Annotated in this window: 17 protein-coding genes; 8 read left to right on the top strand and 9 right to left on the bottom strand. The window is 65.1% G+C overall.

What is annotated here, in order from left to right; all coding sequences use genetic code 11:
* Positions 1-56: 56 nt before the first annotated feature.
* Genes B552_RS0111340 through cobU form a run of 4 tightly spaced genes read right to left on the bottom strand, consistent with a single transcriptional unit; the run spans position 57 to position 3,548 of the window.
* Positions 57-950: a cobalamin-binding protein gene (locus B552_RS0111340; RefSeq protein WP_019449139.1), complete on the bottom strand. Its 894-nt coding sequence runs from the start codon at positions 948-950 to the stop codon at positions 57-59.
* Complete coding sequence (gene cobD / locus B552_RS27430) at positions 947-1,981, bottom strand: threonine-phosphate decarboxylase CobD (protein ID WP_193352181.1); 1,035 nt, start codon at positions 1,979-1,981, stop codon at positions 947-949. Before cobD ends, B552_RS0111340 begins: the two co-directional genes overlap by 4 nt.
* The gene (gene cbiB / locus B552_RS0111330; protein ID WP_019449137.1) at positions 1,975-2,961 is read right to left on the bottom strand and encodes an adenosylcobinamide-phosphate synthase CbiB; all 987 of its coding nucleotides are present in this window, start codon (positions 2,959-2,961) and stop codon (positions 1,975-1,977) included. Before cbiB ends, cobD begins: the two co-directional genes overlap by 7 nt.
* Positions 2,958-3,548 (bottom strand): bifunctional adenosylcobinamide kinase/adenosylcobinamide-phosphate guanylyltransferase, encoded by a 591-nt coding sequence (gene cobU, locus B552_RS0111325; protein WP_035879728.1) that lies wholly within the window; start codon positions 3,546-3,548, stop codon positions 2,958-2,960. Before cobU ends, cbiB begins: the two co-directional genes overlap by 4 nt.
* A 330-nt stretch (positions 3,549-3,878) precedes the next feature.
* Between cobU and B552_RS0111320 the strand changes: the two genes are divergently transcribed.
* Both B552_RS0111320 and B552_RS0111315 read left to right on the top strand, forming a co-directional pair.
* Positions 3,879-5,372 carry a cobyric acid synthase gene (locus B552_RS0111320; protein ID WP_051003557.1) on the top strand — a complete coding sequence of 498 codons (1,494 nt, stop codon included), beginning with the start codon at positions 3,879-3,881 and terminating at the stop codon, positions 5,370-5,372.
* An 85-nt stretch (positions 5,373-5,457) separates the two neighbouring features.
* The gene (locus tag B552_RS0111315; protein WP_019449134.1) at positions 5,458-6,117 is read left to right on the top strand and encodes a ParA family protein; all 660 of its coding nucleotides are present in this window, start codon (positions 5,458-5,460) and stop codon (positions 6,115-6,117) included.
* Here B552_RS0111315 and B552_RS0111310 read toward each other — a convergent pair.
* Positions 6,092-6,649 carry a GNAT family N-acetyltransferase gene (locus tag B552_RS0111310; RefSeq protein WP_019449133.1) on the bottom strand — a complete coding sequence of 186 codons (558 nt, stop codon included), beginning with the start codon at positions 6,647-6,649 and terminating at the stop codon, positions 6,092-6,094. The two genes, B552_RS0111315 and B552_RS0111310, sit on opposite strands and share 26 nt — an antisense overlap.
* 168 nt (positions 6,650-6,817) lie before the next feature.
* Between B552_RS0111310 and B552_RS0111305 the strand changes: the two genes are divergently transcribed.
* A complete protein-coding gene (locus tag B552_RS0111305; RefSeq protein ID WP_019449132.1) occupies positions 6,818-7,999 on the top strand; it encodes a PepSY-associated TM helix domain-containing protein in 1,182 nt (393 codons plus the stop codon).
* A 55-nt stretch (positions 8,000-8,054) separates the two neighbouring features.
* On the opposite strand, the gene B552_RS27425 is transcribed toward B552_RS0111305, so the two are convergent.
* Positions 8,055-8,594: a hypothetical protein gene (locus tag B552_RS27425; RefSeq protein ID WP_019449131.1), complete on the bottom strand. Its 540-nt coding sequence runs from the start codon at positions 8,592-8,594 to the stop codon at positions 8,055-8,057.
* 387 nt (positions 8,595-8,981) lie between these two features.
* On the opposite strand from B552_RS27425, the gene B552_RS28840 reads away from it, so the two are divergent.
* Together B552_RS28840 and B552_RS28400 are read left to right on the top strand one after the other, a co-directional pair.
* Positions 8,982-9,665 (top strand): hypothetical protein, encoded by a 684-nt coding sequence (locus B552_RS28840; RefSeq protein WP_157160234.1) that lies wholly within the window; start codon positions 8,982-8,984, stop codon positions 9,663-9,665.
* Between the two features lie 278 nt (positions 9,666-9,943).
* Positions 9,944-10,333: a DUF805 domain-containing protein gene (locus B552_RS28400; RefSeq protein WP_083860276.1), complete on the top strand. Its 390-nt coding sequence runs from the start codon at positions 9,944-9,946 to the stop codon at positions 10,331-10,333.
* A gap of 253 nt (positions 10,334-10,586) precedes the next feature.
* On the opposite strand, the gene panC is transcribed toward B552_RS28400, so the two are convergent.
* The 3 genes from panC to B552_RS0111280 form a co-directional block, all read right to left on the bottom strand.
* Complete coding sequence (gene panC, locus B552_RS0111290) at positions 10,587-11,429, bottom strand: pantoate--beta-alanine ligase (protein WP_019449129.1); 843 nt, start codon at positions 11,427-11,429, stop codon at positions 10,587-10,589.
* Between the two features lie 157 nt (positions 11,430-11,586).
* On the bottom strand, positions 11,587-12,492 hold the full coding sequence (locus tag B552_RS0111285) for a ScpA family protein (RefSeq protein ID WP_019449128.1): 906 nt from the start codon (positions 12,490-12,492) through the stop codon (positions 11,587-11,589).
* Between the two features lie 19 nt (positions 12,493-12,511).
* The gene (locus B552_RS0111280) at positions 12,512-12,703 is read right to left on the bottom strand and encodes a DUF3460 family protein (RefSeq protein ID WP_019449127.1); all 192 of its coding nucleotides are present in this window, start codon (positions 12,701-12,703) and stop codon (positions 12,512-12,514) included.
* A 155-nt stretch (positions 12,704-12,858) separates the two neighbouring features.
* Here B552_RS0111280 and B552_RS0111275 point away from each other — a divergent pair, with 155 nt between their 5' ends.
* Genes B552_RS0111275 through bamE form a run of 3 tightly spaced genes read left to right on the top strand, consistent with a single transcriptional unit; the run spans position 12,859 to position 19,456 of the window.
* Positions 12,859-14,712 carry an autotransporter assembly complex family protein gene (locus tag B552_RS0111275; RefSeq protein WP_019449126.1) on the top strand — a complete coding sequence of 618 codons (1,854 nt, stop codon included), beginning with the start codon at positions 12,859-12,861 and terminating at the stop codon, positions 14,710-14,712.
* Entirely contained in the window at positions 14,712-18,857 is a 4,146-nt protein-coding gene (locus B552_RS0111270) for a translocation/assembly module TamB domain-containing protein (protein WP_019449125.1), read from the top strand. Before B552_RS0111275 ends, B552_RS0111270 begins: the two co-directional genes overlap by 1 nt.
* A gap of 50 nt (positions 18,858-18,907) precedes the next feature.
* Positions 18,908-19,456 carry an outer membrane protein assembly factor BamE gene (bamE, locus tag B552_RS0111265; protein ID WP_019449124.1) on the top strand — a complete coding sequence of 183 codons (549 nt, stop codon included), beginning with the start codon at positions 18,908-18,910 and terminating at the stop codon, positions 19,454-19,456.
* Positions 19,457-19,524 lie beyond the last annotated feature (68 nt).

Genomic DNA, 19,524 nt, shown 5'->3' with positions numbered 1-19,524 from the left:
CCCTCTCCCCCAACCCCTCTCCCACTCCGTGGGAGAGGGGAGCAAACAAACAGCCATCAACCCGGTCGCCGTGACCGCGCCACGTCCAGATCCTTGCAGATCTCCGCCGCGCCCTTCACCACGCGCGGGCCCGCGCGGTTGACCAGGTCGCCATCCACGACGAACAGGTTGTTGCGTGCCACGGCGGTGATCTGCTTCCACTTCTCCCACATCGAAAAATCGGCGAGCGGCTTGTCGGGGCGCGTCGCGCCCATGCCAGCGGTGATCATGGCCTCGGGGTTTCCGGCTACCACCGCTTCGACCGAGACCGTCGGCACCAGCGGCGCCTCCTTTGCGAACAGGTTCTGCCCGCCGCACAGCGCCAACAGATCGCTGACCATATGCTGGCCGTTCAGCGTCATCAGCGGCTGTTGCCAGACCTGGTAGAACACCGTGACCGGTGCGCGGGTTGCGTAGGTCTTGCGCAGCGCATCCACCTGCTGACGGAAGTCGGTGGCAGCGCGATTGGCCACCGGCTCGGTGCCCATCAGCGTGCCGAGTTTCTCAAGGTTGTCCGGAATGCCTTCAAGCCTGCGCGGCTCGCTGAAGAACAGTGGCATGCCGAGAGCGCGCAGGCGGTCGGTCTGCTTCTGCGCGTTGCCGTGGCGCCAGACCACGATCAGGTCGGGCTTGAGCGCCGCGATCCGTTCGAGGTCGAGCGCCTTGTTGTCGCCCACGCGCGGAATCTCGCGTGCCTGGGGCGGGTAGTCGCTATAGCTGACCGTGCCGACGATGCGATCGCCGCCGCCGGCAGCGTAGATCAATTCCGTGACGTGCGGCGCCAGCGAGACGATGCGGCGCGCAGGTTGTGCCAGCGTGACGGTCTGACCGGCATCGTCGACGACGGAAACGGCGGCGTGCGCCGGTAGCGCGGCAATCAGCAGGGCAGCCGCTGCAAGTGGGAGCTTCATCGGGGTCCGGTGAGAGAGAAGAGCGATTCGCCAAGCGCGGCATCGAGCCGTTGCCAGGCCATGTTGTCTTTCGGGGGCAGGCCGAAACGCAGGCTCGCCGGGCACCCCCCGGCAGCATCGAACAGGCGCGTCCAGATGCCGCGCTGCGCCAGCGCTTCGTGCAGGGCGCCCGCGCGTTCATCGGCAACCCAACTGAACAGTGGCTGGCAGGCAGGCGTCAGGCCATGGTCGCGCAGCAACATTGCCAGCCGTTGGCCGGCCGCAGCCAGTGATGATCGCGTGGCGGCCTGCCATGCGGTGTCGGTCAGTGCGATACCTGCCACGGCGCGTGCCGGGCCCGATACGGTCCAGTGGCCGAGGTGCGCGGCCAGCGATTCAAGCAGGGACGGCTCGGCCAGCACGAAGCCGCAGCGCACACCTGCAAGGCCATAGAACTTGCCGAGCGAGCGCAGCACTACCAGCCCCGGCATGGCGCTGTATTCGGCCAGCGACGCCGCGTCGGTGCAATCGATAAACGCCTCGTCGACGATCAGCATGCCGCCGCGCGAGGCCAGCCGTGCGTGCCAGTGCCGCAGCGTTTCCGCAGGCAACAGCCGTGCGGTCGGATTGTTCGGGTTGATGACGACTAGGTGATCGAGCGCTTCTGCCAGATCGGCGCAGCCGAAGTCGGCTTCATCCAGCGGGACGACCGTATGGCCAGCCTGCGCAAAGGCCGGTGCGTACTCGCTGTAGCCGAGCGCGGCAATGCCGGTGCGTCCCGGCCGCAGCAGTCGGGGCAGCGTGCGGATGGCGGCCTGAGATCCTGCCACGGGCAGCGCATGCGGGGCGCCGTACGCCTGTGCGGCGATAGCGGCCAGCCCATCATCGTCCTGTGGCAGCCGCTGCCAGGCGTCGGCGGGCAGCGGCGGCACGGGGTAGCCGTTGGGGTTGATGCCGGTCGAAAGATCGAGCCACGCCTCTACCGGGCGGCCGTAACGGCGCGCGGCAGCGAGCAGGTTGCCGCCGTGACGGATGGACGGCGCAGTCACGATGCGTGCCCCAGCAGGGCGGCCAGCGGCACGCTCAGCATCGCCAGTCCGAGCCACAGCCACAGCGTGCGTTGCACCAGCCGCAGGCAGGCGTGAACGTGCCGCGCGGCGGGCGTGTCGCCAGTGCCGAGCGGAGGCCGTTCCTCCCATTCACCGTGATAGCGCGCGCCGCCGCCAAGCGCCACGCCGACTGCGCCTGCGCCGGCGGCCATCACGGGGCCCGCGTTGGGGCTCGACCACGCCCGTGCCTGCGTGCGCCAACAGCGTAGCGCCTGCGCCGTTGTGCCGAGCAGTGCGTAAGACAGTGCGGTCAGCCGTGCGGGAACCAGATTGAGCAGATCGTCGATACGCGCGGCCGCCCAGCCGAACATCAACCAGCGCGGCGTGCGGTAGCCCCACATCGCATCGAGCGTATTGGCAAGGCGGAACATGATCACTGCGGGCGCGCCGCCGACCAGGAACCAGAACAGCGCGCCGAAGATCGCATCGTTGCCGTTTTCCAGCGCCGATTCACACGCGGCACGTGCCAGCGCCTCGGCATCGGCGTCCTCGGTGTCACGCGAGACGATGCGCGCGGTCAGTTCGCGCGCGGCGGGCAGGTCGTCACGCGTCAGGGCGTCGGCGATCGGGGCGATATGCTGGGCCAGACTGCGGCTGCCGAGCGCGGCATAAAGCGCCGATGCATGCAGTGCCCAGGCCAGCGCGGGGTGCACCGCCTGGGCTAGCGCGATCAGCCACCACGCGATGGCGGCCGGAACCAGCACCAGCAGCGCCCAGGCGAGCAGGCCTGCAAGGCGCTGACGCAGCGCGCTGCGTTCGGAATGACTGGGACGATTGGGATGATTGAGCCGATCGGCGAGGGCCGTGGCAAGGCGTCCGAATCCGACCAGCGGATGCCAGCGGCGCGGCTCGCCAAGCCAGCGATCCAGCAGCACGCCGGCAAGCGCGGCCGCCACGCAGGCCGGCCAGGACAGCATGATCATTCGGGACGCGTGTCCTTGACCGCCACGGGGATGCCGGCCACCAGCAGCCGCACGCGGTCCGCCGCGGCGGCGAGCTTCTGGTTCAGGCGGCCGAGTTCATCGACATAGAAGCGCGTGATGGCGCCCATCGGCACCACGCCGAAGCCGATCTCGTTGGACACGAGGATCACGTGCCCGGGGAGCATCGGCAATGCGGTCATCAGCGCGTCGATTTCCTCGGTAAAGGCCGGCGGCGGGGTAATGACGCCATGCTCGGGATATTCGCGGCTGTCGCCAAAAATCAGGTTATTGAGCCACAACGTCACGCAGTCGACGAGGATGCAGCCGTCGCGGCGCGCATGGGCATAGAGCGCATCGGCCAGGTGCACGGGCTCCTCCACGAGCGTCCAGTCGGCCGGGCGGCGCGCGCGGTGCAGCGCGATGCGCAACTCCATCTCCTCGTCGGGGGGATCGGCGTCATGGCGCGCCGTGGCGATATACGTGACCGGGCCGCGCGTCAGCGCCGCGTGGTCCGTGGCCACCTGCTCCGCGAAATGGCTCTTGCCGGACCGTGCGCCGCCGAGCACAAGCGTCAACTCGCGCGGCAGCGCCGTACCGGCTTGCGCTTCATGGGCCGGCTGGGTGTCCGGCTCGCCGGCCACGGCGGCACCCGCCGATGCGGGTTCGGCGGAGGGCGAGATGTTGAGCGCCTGGGCGATGGCCTTGGTCTTCATGCCGCGTATTGTAGCCGTCGCATGGACGCCTCGCATGCATGGATCTTGCAGACATGAAGGCTCTCCGGTAGGCCTCCGATGTGTCTCCGGCGAGTCTCTGGGGGACTGCGCGCGCGACGATGCTGCGATAATCGCGCGATGCGCGACGAACCTGTTTTCCGAACCGATTTCGCCCCGGCCGGGCGTGCCCTGTACGGCACCCTGATGGTCCAGGGCACCACCTCAGACGCCGGCAAGAGTACCGTCGTGGCCGGGCTGTGCCGCGTGCTGGCGCGTGCCGGCGTGCGGGTGGCGCCGTTCAAGCCGCAGAACATGGCGCTGAACAGCGCGGTCACCGTCGATGGCGGGGAGATCGGCCGGGCGCAGGCGCTGCAGGCGCAGGCTGCCGGGCTGGCGCCGCACACCGACATGAACCCGGTACTGCTCAAGCCGAGCAGCGACATCGGCGCGCAGGTCATCATCCACGGCCGCGCGCGCATGGATCTCGATGCGCGCGCTTATCACGACTACAAGCCGCAGGCGATGGCCGCCGTGCTGGAAAGCCATGGCCGTCTGGAACAGGCGTACGACGTGGTGCTGGTGGAGGGCGCGGGCAGCCCGGCCGAAGTGAACCTGCGTGACCGCGACATCGCCAACATGGGGTTTGCCGAACGCGTGGACTGCCCCGTGGTGATCGTGGCGGACATCGACCGGGGCGGGGTGTTCGCGCACCTGGTTGGCACGCTGGATTGCCTGTCCGAGACCGAGCGCGCGCGTGTGAGCGGCTTCATCATCAACCGCTTCCGCGGCGATATCGCGCTACTGGAGCCCGGTCTGGACTGGCTCACCGCGCGCACTGGCAAGCCCGTGTTCGGCGTGCTGCCGTACCTGCACGGCCTGCACCTCGATGCGGAGGATGCGATTGTCAGCGCGCAGGTGGACCATCGTGCGGGCGAGGTGTTGCGTGTGATCGTGCCGGTGCTGCCGCGCATCTCCAACCATACCGATTTTGATGCGCTGCGCGCCCATCCGGGTGTCGATCTGCAGTTCATCGGGCCGGGCATGCCGATTCCGCCGGCCGATCTTGTCATCCTGCCAGGCAGCAAGAGCGTGCGCGCGGACCTGGCCTTCCTGCGCGCTAATGGCTGGGATCGCGCGCTGCAGCGGCATCTGCGCTATGGCGGCAAGCTGATTGGCATTTGTGGCGGCATGCAGATGCTTGGCAGAAGCATTCACGATCCCGACGGCCGGGAAGGGCCTGCCGGCACGAGCGACGGTCTGGGACTGCTCGATTACGAAACGACACTGGCCGCGGAAAAACAGCTACGGCGTGTGGCCGGGCGGCTTGCCGAGGGCAATGCGCCGGTCAGCGGCTACGAGATCCATCTCGGTGTCAGCGAGGGCCCTGGGTTGGCCCGCCCGGCATTGTGGCTCGAAGGCGACAGACCCGATGGCGCCCGATCCGAGGATGACCAGGTGCTGGCGACTTACGTCCACGGCCTGTTCGACGACCCCGCCGCGTGCGGTGCGCTACTGCGCTGGGCCGGGTTGGCGCGGGCCGAAGGGGTGGACCTGGACGCGCTGCGCGAGGCGTCGATCGACAGGCTGGCCGATACGATGGCAGCGCATCTCGATCTGGCTGCGCTGTTCGCGCCGCTGCGGCGTGACGCTACACTTGCGGAGTTGTCGAAGGGGGAGGGGCGGGCCGGCCTGCCGTGACGCCGTACGCCCGCCGAAGCCGGAAGCATCGGGAGCGTCGAAAGCCCCGTTGTGTTTCGGCATCCATTGGACATTGGAGGATTTCATGCCGGTAGTCGTGATCGCCAATCCAAAGGGCGGTGTGGGCAAAACCACGCTGGCCACCAATCTCGCCGGGTACTTCGCCAGCAACGGGCACGCCGTGATGCTAGGCGATACCGACCGCCAGCAGTCCTCGCGCGCGTGGCTGGGCCTGCGCCCCGACTCGGCGCCGCCGATCAAGACCTGGGAAATCGACGGCGACAATATCGCCCGACCGCCCAAGGGCACCACGCACGTGGTGCTGGACACGCCCGCCGGCCTGCATGGCTGGCGTTATACCGATGTCATGAAGCTGGCCCATCGCGTGGTGGTGCCGTTGCAGCCGTCAATGTTCGACATCCTGGCCACGCAGGACTTCCTGGCCAAGCTGGCCGATGACAAGCACGTGCGGCATGGCGACGTGTCGGTAGGGGTGATCGGGATGCGCGTGGACATGCGTACCCGGGCGGCAGAGCAGCTCCAGCGCTTTGTAGAGGGGCTGGGCCTGCCGGTACTTGGCTACCTGCGCGACACGCAGAACTATGTCCAGCTAGCCGCGCACGGTCTGACAATCTGGGACGCTACGCCGTCGCGCGTGGCGCGCGACTGGGAGCAGTGGCAGCCGATCCTGCGCTGGCTCGATGGTTCGTCCGGCGCGGCTACGGTGCCGGCTGCAGCCGGCTGATCAGCGCCTCCACGTCATCCCAGGTCACGCGCCGGATCGGCACCATCAGGTCCGCCCCCGGGAACGGGTCCTCGAAACTCGCCGATTCCACGCCGCCAAGGCGCCGGTAAAACTCGCGCGCCTGCGCATTGCCCTCCAGCACATACAGGAACAGCGGCTTGCCCGGCCACTGGCGCGCGGCGCTGGCCGCGCAATGGGCCATCAGCAGTTTCCCAAAGCCGCAGCCTTGGTACTTGTTGAGCACATGCAGGTTGTCCAGGTAGATGCCGTAGCCGGGTTCTGCCAGCGGCATCAGGCATGAGAAGCCGGCCGGTTGCCCATCGACACGCAGGATCGTCACCTCGTGCGGCGCCTCCGCGCCTTCCTGCATCCGCGCGTGCCAGGTGGCAAGCCGTTCGGGCAGCGCATGCTGCTCCAGGTAGTCAGCCGGGATCAGGCCAGCGTAGTTGCGGCGCCAGCTTTCGGCATGGATGGCGGCCAGCAGCGCGGCATCGGCCGGGGCGGCTGGGACAAGTTCAATCTGGTGTGCCATGAAACGGGACGTAATGTGGCGACGCGTGGTTGCACTGTTAGAATCGCGAATCCTTCGCATTTGCGTTTGCAAGTTGCGCGCAAGCCATGCGAATCCACATGTCAGTCGAAGTGACTTGAAGTGCCCGAGGTGCCTGTGCGCCTCGCGCAAGTATCCACGAATCCTACAATGGTCTCCGGTCGTTTCCGCACGGTTCTCGTAAAACTGCACCTTTACATTGGCCTGCTTTTTGGCTTGCTGTTCATCCTGATGGGGCTGACCGGCACGGCCATTTCGTGGCGTGACGAGATCGACAAGTGGCTGAACCCGGACTTGCTGCAGGCCGCCTCGGCCACGCGCATTCCGGTGGGCGCCGCTACGGTGGAATCTGTGACCGCGAAGCTGATGGCAGATCCGCATTATGGCAAGCCCAATCTGCTGATGCTGCCTACCGACGAGCACGATGTGTTCGTGGCCTATTACCCGATCAAGGGGGCCGAAGCGGGGCCGGGGCGTTTCCGGCAGGTGATGATCGACCCGATCACGCTGGCCGTGAAGGGCGAGCGGCTGTGGGGCGTGCCGGGCCTGTCGCGCCAGGCGCTGATGCCGACGGTTTTTCATCTGCATCGCTATCTGCTTTCGGGTGACACGGGCAAGACGATCACCGGCGTGACCGGCATGATGCTGTTTATCAGCGTGCTGCTGGGCGTGGTGCTCTGGTGGCCCAAGCTCAAGGCGCGGGCGCTGAAGCAGTCGGTGCGGATCACGCATGGCGGCTCGTGGTCGCGCTTTATCTACACCAGCCATCGCGCGGGCGGGATCTTCGTGGCGCCTATCCTGGCGACGATCGCGTTTTCGGGCTGGTACCTGAACTTGCCGAAATGGGTCACGCCGATCATCGGCAGTGTCATGACGGTGAGCGCGCCGTTCAAGCCCGTATCGGACCCGGCTCCCGAGGGGACCCACGCGATCACGCCGGCCCAGGCCATGACGGCCGCCCAAAAGCAGTTTCCCGGCGCGGCGGTGACGCGTATCAGCCTGCCGCGCAAGCCCGGCGATGCATATGAAGTGCGCCTGCGCCAGGATGGCGAGGTGCGCGCCGATACCGGCTCCACGCGGCTCTGGCTCGACGCCTATTCCGGCCGCCCGCTCGGTGTGCGCGATCCGCTCAACGCGCCGTCCGGCGACACCTTCATCAACTGGCTGTTCCCGCTGCACACCGGCGAGGCGTTTGGCCCGTGGGGCCGCGCGTTCATCACGGTATTCGGACTGGTGCCGCTGGCCTTCGCCGTGACCGGCGTGCTGATCTGGTGGAAGCGCCGCACCGGACATCGCCGCCACCTGGAGCGCGAGCGGCTGCGGCGGGGGTGAGACTTTTCTGTCCCAGAAATCGTACGTTTACTAACGACTTCATCTGTGTGCTGAGCTATAGCTGTGAGCTTTGCGTTCCACTTGAAAGGAGCAGCATTGTCACAGCGAAGCCAAAGTGTTCGCCCTTGCGGACACGTGCCCGATCCCTGATTTGGTTGTAACGGCTTAACTCTGTGTCGGAAATTTTCAAATCGATGGCATCCATCGATCCCGAATCAACACAAATGCTTTCTAACCCGTAAATCGCGGCGAGACCGCAGCTCTTGCGCATTACCAACTTCCCGTCGCTCGCTGCCCAACCGCAATGCAGGAAGTAATGCAATATGCCAGCATTATCCTGAATCAACTCTCGCGGATCGAAATCCGCCGCGTGGATGGAGTGATACTGCCTCCCCGGCGCTGTCATAAACGCCGCATCGAGATGCGCATCAAATGGGGACATATAGACAGCGAGGCCGTCCCCCTTTCTCTGATCATCGGGATCGACGAATTCGCACAGGGCCCGACAATAATTGGGACGATCGCTCGACGGGTGGTAGCGCACAAGGATGTACAGATCCGGCGCGGTGTGTAAGGCAGGGTGGGCAAGAGACATAGACAAAGAGGTGCTACTGCATGGCAAGCCAGTACCCGCAAGCGCGGTATTTAACGAATCATCTCTCCGCCTTACGTGGGGACTGACCAGAACCGGTAGGGTTGTCCAGGTAGTCGGCGTGTTCTTTACTGCCTATGACCTGACCACAGCAACGCAGCAGTCAATTGAACTTAAAAGCATTCGACCAATTCAGAGGGAGGTCATTCGTCAAGCCGGTGGCTGGGGCGCAGCATGGGCCGGTGCGAAAATCGGTACCGCCGCCGGGGCTACAGTTGGTATAGAGACAGGGCCGGGTGCAATAGTGACGGGACTCGTCGGTGGCCTCATTGGTGGAACTCTCGGCTACTTGGGTGCCGATTGGGCAGTTGATCAAATGGAGTGAAGACAGTGTTCAAAAGGCTGCGCGACATGCTGGTTCACAGGCGTATTGCACGCGAGCGAGATCGGGCGCTGCGGGCACGCTTTGGGCATTCACGGGAGGAGTTGCGAGCATTATTCCCTTGCCCATTGGATCTGACGCAAGTATCGGATCTGCAAGAAAGATCACTCAAATACCCCGCTGTCTCCAGCTTGGTCCACAGCTTAAACGTTAATGCCTTTTACGCCCATTTTCAATCTGAATCGAATCAGGTCGATCGGATCGTCAAGGGGGCTACGACTGGATTCAATCGCGTCGATGAGAATTCGTATGTAAAGTCGGCCGAGAACAAGGGGAGTTGCCATCTGTTTATTTCGATAGGTGAGGAATTTTCCGGGGCGATCCTGTCCATAATATCCGATGATATCTCGGTGTTTGAGCGTATTGCCGAGGCCAATTCAAGTCCGCCACCTCCCTGGGTCGCTTTCCCGGATGTTGATGAACCACTTAAGCTAGGTTCCTTGCAGGGTGATCTTGAATATTGGTGGGATGGATATTGGCTTCCATTCTGGGAGAATTTATCCTCTGAAGAGCGCGTGATGTACCTGCAAAAATATGAGGCAACCGACGATTGGAGGCAATGTATATGGCTTCACGGGACGGAAGTATCTGAATTTTTGGGTAGGGCGTTATCGCAGTCGGATCAGGAGTAGCGTAGGTATTTGCTTGTGTGACTAGAGTGCCGAGGGATGATGCTCGTTTACGGGCATCATCCCTCCGCCTTACCTGGGGGGCTGGCCAGAACTGGTAGGGTTGTCCAGGCAATTTAGAGCAGCTGGAAGCCGTCCGGCCATGTTGTGATTTTCTTTCAATCAGAATTGCGAAACTTTTAAAACACTTTCAAGTTTCGACTATTTCCTTCGCACTACCTGTAGTTGACGATCTCACATGTCGGGCGCATGGTCCGGTGACCGTTCCAGTGAGATAAGTGATGAATCTAACGTGGTTTCTCTTTTCGTTCAAAGGCAGAATTAATCGCGGGCATTGGTGGATTTACTTCGTCATGTACACTGCAATCGCTCTCGTTTTTGCGCGGGCTAGCGACGGCTGGGCTAGGTATGACGCTTGGTCGCCCCTGGAGTCGATGATCATGATCGCGATTGGCGTGTTCGCGGCATGGTCACAGATCGCAGTCGGAGTGAAGCGCTTGCACGACTTCGACATGTCGGCCTGGTGGATGCTGCTGTTCCTCATTCCGGTGATTGGGCAGTTCGCGCTGTTCATGCTGCACGGCTTTCAACCCGGACAGCCGAACGCAAACCGATTTGGTGAACCGCCAGCGGCGCCGGACGACAAGCCGATGCACAGCGGAGAGACGTGAGCTATGACGCAAGAGTGGCATTAGTCACATAAGGCCCGTCGAACATTCGAACTGGGATGGCTGGCGACCGGTTCCCAGCGATGCCCGCTGTAGGACGCCGGCTATCGCAATGAGGACGAGTTGTTGTGGACAGGGGGATTTGAAACTCATCTTTCCCCGATGTCGAGTGCCAGACGGGGCGCGCCAGTCACCCAAAACAAAAAGGCCTGCGCAACGCAGGCCTTTTCCGTTGGGGCAAACGCCGGGGCTTCGCTCAAATCTCCAGATTGTCGATCAGCCGGGTCGCGCCGAGCTTCGCTGCCGTCAGCACCACCAGTGGCTCGCCAGCCGCGAATTCCTCGCGGGTTGGGGCCTGCAGGTTTTCGCGCTTGCGGATCGACACATAGTCGGGCTTCCAGCCGCGTGCCTGCAGGCGGGCCAGCGCATCGGCCTCCACGGCCAGCAGGTCCACGCCGTCCTTGCCCAGCACCGTATCGCGTACTTCGTGCAGCGTCTTGTAGAGCACCGGCGCCTCGGCGCGTTCGGCTTCGCTGAGATACCGGTTGCGCGACGACAGCGCCAGGCCGTCATCGGCGCGCACGGTTTCGGCGGGGATGATATCCACTGGCAGCGCGAACTGCTTTGCCATGCGGCGCACGATCATCAACTGCTGGTAGTCCTTCTTGCCGAACACGGCCACGCGCGGCTGCACGCAGCAGAACAGTTTCATCACCACCGTGCAGACGCCCTTGAAGAAGCCGGGGCGGAATTCGCCTTCGAGGATGTCGCCCAGGTCATGCGGCGGATCCACGCGGTATTCCTGCGGCACCGGATACATGTCCGACTCGGTCGGGGCGAACAGCACGTACACGCCTTCGCTCTGCAGCTTCTCGATGTCATCCTGCAGCGTGCGCGGGTATTTGTCGAAGTCCTCGTTCGGGCCGAACTGCAGGCGGTTGACGAAGATCGACGCCACCACGGGGTCTCCATGCTGGCGGGCCAGCCGCATCAGCGACAGATGGCCTTCATGCAGGTTACCCATGGTGGGGACGAAAGCGACGCGGTTCTGTCCGCGCAACTGGTCCCGCAGCGCCTGGATGGAGGAGATGACTTTCATGAATGTGCTGTGCGGTCGTGGTAGAAGCGTCCCGATGCCGGGCAAACTGGTTGCCGGGCTCTGGGCAGACGTTGGCCGGCTGTCGGCGGATTGTAGAGCATCCGCGCGGATTCAGGCCGCTGGGCGCGCGCCGATATTGTCCGAATATCAGGAAAGATTACGCAGGCGTGTACGCCAATCGCACATAAATCGGTGCGAACGGCTCGGCCTGGGTGATCTCCACCAGCGACTCGCGCGACAGTTCGAGCATGGCGATGAAGTTCACCACCACCACGGGCACGCCCTTGCCGGAGCGGATCGCGTCCTCGAAGAGTTCGCTGAACTCCATGAAGCGCGCGTGCTGCAGGCGGCGCAGGATCTGGCTCATATGCTCGCGCACGGACAGTTCCTCGCGCGAGATCTTGTGGTGCTGGTTCAGCTTGGCGCGCCTTAGCACGTCGGCCCAGGCACCCTGCAGGTCCACCGTTTCCACGTCGGGGAAGCGGGGCGCAATGCTCTGCTCGATATACACCTGCGAGCGCAGGAAGTCGCGGCCTAGCTGCGGCACGGTGTCCAGGCGCTGGGCGGCAAGCTTCATCTGCTCGTACTCGAGCAGGCGGCGCACCAGTTCGGCGCGCGGGTCTTCGGCTTCCTCGTCGCTGTCGGCCTTTTTGACCGGCAGCAGCATGCGGGACTTGATCTCGATGAGCATCGCGGCCATCAGCAGGTACTCGGCCGCGAGTTCCAGGTTGGTCTGGCGGATCTGGTCGACGTACGAGAGATACTGGCGCGTCACCTGGGCCATCGGGATGTCCAGCACATTGAAGTTCTGCTTGCGGATCAGGTACAGCAGCAGATCCAGCGGGCCTTCAAATGCTTCCAGGAACACCTCGAGCGCATCGGGCGGGATGTACAGGTCCTGCGGCAGCTTGAACAGCGGCTCGCCGTACAGGCGCGCGAATGCCATGCCGTCGACCATGTCGGCCGGGTTGGCGGCAGCGCCTTCGGGTGCCACGCTTGGCAGCGCCACCGGCAGGCTCAGCTTCTCCTGCGCGTCCTGATCCCGCGGATCGCTCGGGTGCATCGGGGGGATTCCCGGGGGATCAGTCTGCGGACGCGTACACGTACGGCTTCTGGGCCACACGCGACGCATCGGCGCGGGCGCGCTCGTCCAGGTCGATCGGGGCCTTGTCCCACAGCAGGGCACGGCCTTCGCGCTGTTCCGCTTCCAGCGACGGGCGCTCCTGCTTGAGCGTCTTCAGGAACTGGGTGACTTCCGATTCGTACATGGCCATGGCGAAACCTGTGCCCTCTGGGCGGCGTTATGGATATTGGGGCTGGATTTTACCGCATCGCGGCCACGCGAAGAATCGTGAATTTTGGTGACGAATCTGGCGTTTCCCCGACGGCGGTGTGGTCAAATAGCGACTTTGCGGGTAGACACCGACGGATGAGGATCGACTTGGGCCACCTGGCCGGACTAGTCGCCGCTGGCAGGACGCAACGTACCCTCAGGGGTGCCTGCCTGCCCGCGCGTCTTGCGGGGCTGGGCCTGCTGATTGCGCTGGCCGTCTTCGCTCCCGCCAGCCACGCCGCTCGCGCTGCCTACAAGGTGGAGATTGATGCACCGAAGGTGCTGAAGGACATTCTCCAGGAGCACCTTGACCTGGCCCGCTACACCGACCGTACGGACATTTCCGACGACCAGTTCGCATACATGGTCGAGACCGTTGGCGACCAGGTACGTCAGTTTGCGTCCACCGAGGGGTGGTTCGACCCGGTCACCAAGGCCACCGTGGAAGGCAAGGGCGAGGACCGCGTGGTCCATATCTCGGTCGATCCCGGTGCCCGCACGCTGATCCGGGCCGTGGACGTGGATGTGACCGGCCCCGCCGCCACGCAGGCGCCCGATCAGGTGGCGCAGATGCGCGCCAAGTGGGGATTGCCAGTCGGACAGCCGTTCCGCCAGGCGGACTGGGACAAGGCCAAGGAAGAGGCGCTCGTCACGCTGCAGAGCCGTTCCTACTATGGCGCGAAACTGGCCTCGTCACGGGCGCGGATCGAGCCTGATGAACAGTCGGCCGATCTGTCCGCCAAGTACGAGAGCGGGCCGGCCTACGTGCTGGGACCGCTGGTGATCGAAGGCACGCGGCGCTACCCGGCGCAGATCGTCCGCAACGTGAATCCGCTCAACGTAGGGGAGCCCTATCGCGTGGAGCGGCTGCTCGAACTGCAGCGCGCGGTCCAGAACCAGCCCTATTTCTCGAACGTGCAGGTCGACCTGCAGGAGCCGCCGGCAGCCACCGCGGCAGCGGCGGCGTCGCAGGACGAAACCGTGACGGCCCCGGTGCGCGTGCGGGTGCGCGAGCAGCCGCTGCATCGGCTGAACACAGGCGTCGGCTACACGACCGACACGGGCGCGCAGGTCAGCGGGCGCTATTCGTACTACAACCTGTTCAACCGTGCCTGGGTGTTCGATTCCCAGCTCAGCCTTGAACAGAAGCGCCAGTACGCGTACCTGGAAACGGCAATGCCGCCAGACTCGCGCACGTTCCGCAACAGCATCTACGGCAGCTACGAGCGTACGATCGACGTCGAAAGCACCGACCTGACGAGCTGGCGCGCGGGCCTCAAACGATCGCGCTCGCGCGACAAGTACGACACCACGTTCTCGCTCGATTTCTACTATGACAACCTGCTGCCGTTCGGCGAGCCGGCCCAGATCTCGAAGGCGCTGGTGCCGGCATTCGCCTGGACCCGCCGCGATGTGGACAACCCCGTGTTCCCGCGCCGCGGCAACGTGATCAACACGCAGATCGGCGTGGCGGCCAAGAACATCCTCAGCGACGCCACGTTCATGCGCGTGTACGGCCGCATTCGCCAGTACGTGCCAGTGGGCAACCGCGACCTGTTCATCGCGCGGCTGGAACTTGGCGCGGACCTGACCAAGGCGGACCCAGCGGAGGTGCCCGCATCGCTGCGGTTCCGCGCGGGGGGTACCGACTCGATCCGTGGCTACAGCTTCCAGTCGATCGGCACCCCGGAAGGGGCGGCCGTGGTGCCGGCGCGCTACCTTGGCACGGGCAGCCTTGAGTACCAGTACTGGTTCAAGCCGGAATGGGGCGCGGCCGTTTTCTGGGACGCGGGTACGGCCACCAACAACCTCAGCGGCATCACGATCTACAACGGCGTGGGCCTGGGTGCGCGCTGGCGCAGCCCGGTGGGCCCGGTGCAGCTGGATGTCGGCTATGGCATCCAGAAGCGGCAGTTCCGGCCGCATATCTCGCTTGGGGTGGCGTTCTGATGAGTATTCCCGACATGCCGCCCGTCCCGCGCGAGGACAGAAATGCCCCGCGCCCGCCCAGACCGCCACGCCGCCGCGTGTGGCGGGTGCTGGCGTGGAACGTCGGCTTCGTGCTGCTGCTGGTGATTGCGGCGATGACCGCCACGGTGCTTGCGCTGCGCACCGAGGCCGGCACGCGTCAGCTATGGAGCGTGGCCACACAGCTGTCTGCCGGCATGCTGGCCGGCAAGTTCGACGGCGGCACCGTGGCCGGCGGCCTGCGCCTGCATGACGTGGTGTATGCGAGCGGCGACACGCGCGTCACGATCGACCGTATCGACAGCAAATGGCAGGTGACATGGTCGCCGATGCGGCTGCATGTGGAGTGGCTGCGCGTCGGAAAGGTTGATGCGCACCTGCCGGCTTCCAAGCCGAGCGCTCAGCCCGCGCAGATGCCCGCGACGCTGGAACTGCCGCTCGCGGTCGATATCGATACGCTGACCCTTGGCGAGCTATCGCTGTTGCAGGGGCCAGCGGCCACTTCCACCCCGCTGCTGCTGTCGGACCTGTCCGCCGCGTTGCATTCCGATGGCCGGCGCCACCGCCTGGTTGTGGATCACCTCGTCACGCCGTACGGGAAGCTGCAGGCCAATGCACAGATTGCCGGGCGCAAGCCGTTTGCACTAACCGTCGAGGCGCTGATGGAAGGGCGCTGGCAGGAGGAATCGTACGAGATGACTGTGCGGGCCGATGGCTCGCTGGCCGCGCTGCATGCGCAGGTGGAAGCCAACGGCGACCGGATTCGCGCACGCGCCAATGCAGATGTCACGCCGTTTGACGAGGTGCCGTTCACGCACCTGATGATCGACGGCGAGCGCATCAACCCTCGCCTGTTCAGCCCCACCGCGCCGCAAGCAGACCTGACCGTGCATGCCGATCTGCGGCCGGTGGCATCGGCGGCGGGTGCGTCGGCACCGGCTGCATCTGCTCCATCGGTTGCCTCCACTCCTTCCGCTTCGTCAGCCAGCGCGGCTCATGCCAAAGCTGCGCCCGCCAAGGCCGTGCCGCTGGTCGTGGCCGGGGAGATGTCCATACGTAACCTCGAACCCGGCCCCATCGACAAGCAACGCCTGCCTGTTCACAGCGTGGACGCCCGGGTCGAACTGAGCGAGGCCGCGCAGACGCTGAGCGACCTGCGCATCGCGCTGCCGGGCAAGGCCGAGATCACCGGCCACGGCTCGCTGCATGACGGCCGTGGCGGATTCGATCTCGATGTACGCAGGCTCGATGTGGCGGCCTTGTACACGAGCCTGGTGCCGACCAACCTGTCTGGCCCGGTTAGCCTGCGGCTTGAACCGGGCCGCCAGAGCGTGGCGCTTGACGTGGCCGGCGGCGAGATCAAGCTGTTTGCCAACGCCAGTGTCGATGCGGATGCGCTGACGTTGACTGCGCTGCGTGCCGGGCTTGGCAGCGGCACGCTGACGGCCGAGGGCAAGCTCGGACTCAAGGGCGAGCAGGCGTTCAGCTTCAAGGGCAAGCTGGCCAACTTCGATCCGGCGCGCGTGGCCAAGGTGGCGCCGGGCCGCATCAATGCCGATTTCTCGACGACGGGTTCGCTCGCAAAGACGCTGCGCATGGCCGTCGACTTCGGACTCAACGAAAGCGAGTACGCGGGCTTGCCGATGACCGGAAACGGCAAGGTGCGCCTGGAGGGCGAGCGGCTGATGCCGAGCGAGGTATCGCTGCTGATGGCTGGCAATCAGATCAATCTGCGTGGCAGCTTCGGGGCGCGCGGTGATCGTCTCAAGGTCAATGTCGACGCGCCGCAGCTCGAACGGCTCAAGTTCGGCGTGGCCGGCCGGGCCAAGGTGGACGCCGAGATCACCGGCACGTTGAAGCGGCCCGAGATCGTGGGCGACTACAGCGCGCAGTCGCTGGTCATCGGCCCGCACAAGGTGGCGAGCGCAAGCGGCCACGCGGAACTGCGCGGCGGACTCGACGGCACGCTGTCGGCGCAACTGAGCGCGCGCGACTACCATGGCCCGCAGGCCAGCATCCGGACCCTTGACGCCAATCTCGCTGGCACGCAGGCCAGTCACACCTTCGATGCCAAGGCGGTTGGCACGCTGCACGACCACCCGCTGCAACTCACGCTGGCGGGGCAGGGTGCGTGGCGCGGCGACCAGGGCTGGACGGGCACGATCCGCACGTTCGAGGAGCGCGGCACCGTCAACGTGCGGCTGGCCGCGCCAACGCAGCTGCTGGTTGCGGACCAGCATATCCGGCTGGCCAAGACAAAGCTGATATTTGACCGTTCGACACTGACCGTCGAAGGCTTCGAGTTCGACCATGGACGCATTGTCACGCAGGGCAATCTCGATGGCGTACAGGTTGGCCATGTGCTGGAGGTCATGCAGGCGCTGACCGGCGAAGCGCTGCCAGTGCGTTCGGATCTCGTGCTCGATGGACGCTGGAACCTCAAGCTGGCCGAAACCGCGAACGGGTTTGCCGAGATCCGCCGACGCAGTGGCGATGCCTCGGTCAACGCCGGGCGCGGCTGGACCACGCTTGGCCTGGGCGAGACTGCGCTGCGCGCGGACTTCACTGGCAACCACGTCACGCTGCGCGGCGGCACCACGTCGCAGCGGATTGGCAAGCTCGATGTGAACGCATCGGCCGGGCTGGTCAGCGAGCAGGGCCTGCTGACGATCGGCCCGGCGTCCACGCTTGGCGGCACGGTGACCGCCGATATCCCTCGCCTCAAGTCACTGGAGGCGCTGAGCGGGCCGCAGTACGCGTACGAGGGCAGGATCGCCGCCGCGATCCGCCTGGCCGGAACAGTCGGCAGTCCGCTGCTGACGGGCACCGTCGATGGCAGCGAGATCGCCGTCACGCTTTATGACCTCGGTATTCGCCTGACCGATGGCGTGGTGCAGCTTGCGCTGGACCAGAACACGGTGGAACTGAAGCAGGTGCGCTTCCGTGGCGGAGATGGCACGGTGACGGCCAGCGGCGCGGTCAAGCTTGGCGAGGCCGACCCGAACCTGAGCGCCAAGATCGTGGCCGACAAGCTGCAGCTGTTTGCCAGTCCGGAACGCACACTGATCGTGTCCGGTGACGCCAGCATCGCCAACGAGAACCGGAAGATTGCGATTCGCGGCAAGTTCCGCGTCGATCGTGGACTGTTCGACCTGCCGAAAGCCGGTGCGCCGGAGCTGGGCGACGACGTGGTGGTGGTTCGCCGGCGCGACCAGCGCGAAGTGAAGACGGCTGCCACGCCGACGCCCGAGAGCAAGCCGGCCAGCCGCTTCAGTCCGCTGGTAGACGTGGCCGTGGATCTGGGCGACAACTTCCGCTTCCGTGGTGCAGGCGCAGATCTGCTGCTGGCCGGGCAGATCGGCGTGCGCAGCGAGCCGCTGTCGCCGATGCGCGCCACCGGCACGGTACGCGTGGTGAGCGGCACGTATGAGGCGTTCGGCCGCAAGCTCGAAATCGAATACGGGTACATCAACTTCAACGGGCCAGTGGACAACCCGGGCATGAACATCCGCGCCATGCGCCGCAACCAGGAAGTGGAGGCAGGCGTCGAAGTGACCGGCACGGTGCGGCTGCCGCGCGTGCGGCTGGTGTCGGAACCTAACGTGCCCGATGAGGACAAGTTGTCGTGGCTGATGTTTGGCTACGGCGCGGAAAGCGCCGGTACGAGCCAGCAGAAACAGATGAGTGGCGGAGCGCTTGGTGGCGCGGCGCTCGGCATGATCGGCGGCAAGGCCGGCAAGAGCGTGGTGTCGCATTTCGGCATCGACGAATTCTCGATCGGACCGAGCACCGCGGGCCTGAGCGACACGCAGGTGGTCAGCATCGGCAAGGCCGTCACTGACCAGATATCGGTGGGATACGAGCAGAGCCTGACGTCCGCGTCGAACGTGGTCAAGCTGACGTGGGCGTTCTCGCAGCGGTGGTCGCTGCTTGCCAAGGGCGGATCGATCAACGGGCTGTCGGTGCTGTTCAACCGCCGCTTCAATAGCTGGGGTAACCTGTTTTCTGGAGGCGGCTCTGGCCGGCGTGCCACCGCGGCATCGGCGGCTGAAGCATCCGCCGCCGCAGCAGCCGCTGCCGGAGCCAGTGCACCGGCCGGCGAGCCGGTCGAACCCGTCAAACGATGAGATCCATGAATATCCGACTCACTGACGCGTCGCGCAGACGCCTTGCCGCCATGGGACTGATAGCCAGCCTGCTTGCCCTGTTCGGTTGCGACCAGCAGAAGGTCGACGAAGCCATGAAGAAGGCCGGCGACGCCGCCCGCAATACCTGGAACAGCGTGAAGCCGGACAGCCAATTGTTCAAGGGCATCGAGATCGGCAAGTCAACCGAGGACGACGTCCGGCGCCAGGCCGGCAAGCCTGAGATCGTCTGGGAAGAGGACGATGGCGGCCGCCGGCTCGAATATCCGCGCGGCCCGGAAGGCGGCACCACGTGGATGGTGACCACCGGCCCGGACGGCACCGTGCGCAAGATCGAACAGGTGCTGACAGCGGAGACCTTCGCGCAGGTGCGGCCCGGCATGAACAAGGACCAGATCCGCCGCATGCTCGGCAAGCCGACCAAGGTGGAGGCGTTCGCGCTGAAGAAGGAAGAGGTGTGGGGCTACCGATGGTTCGAAAGCCCGACCGAGCGGGCTTTCTTCAACGTGCATTTCGGCAACGACGGGATCGTGACGACGACGTCGCGCAGTGACGATCCATCAAAGATGGGCGGCGGTTGATGCTGCGCCGGTTTTCTCCCCTCTCCCGCGTTGCGGGAGAGGGGCGGGGGTGTAGTGGTCAAGTAATT

This window comes from Cupriavidus sp. BIS7, from assembly GCF_000292345.1.
Lineage (GTDB): Bacteria > Pseudomonadota > Gammaproteobacteria > Burkholderiales > Burkholderiaceae > Cupriavidus.
Note: the sequence above shows the minus strand (reverse complement) of the source record. Positions and strands in the feature narration are given on the sequence as shown.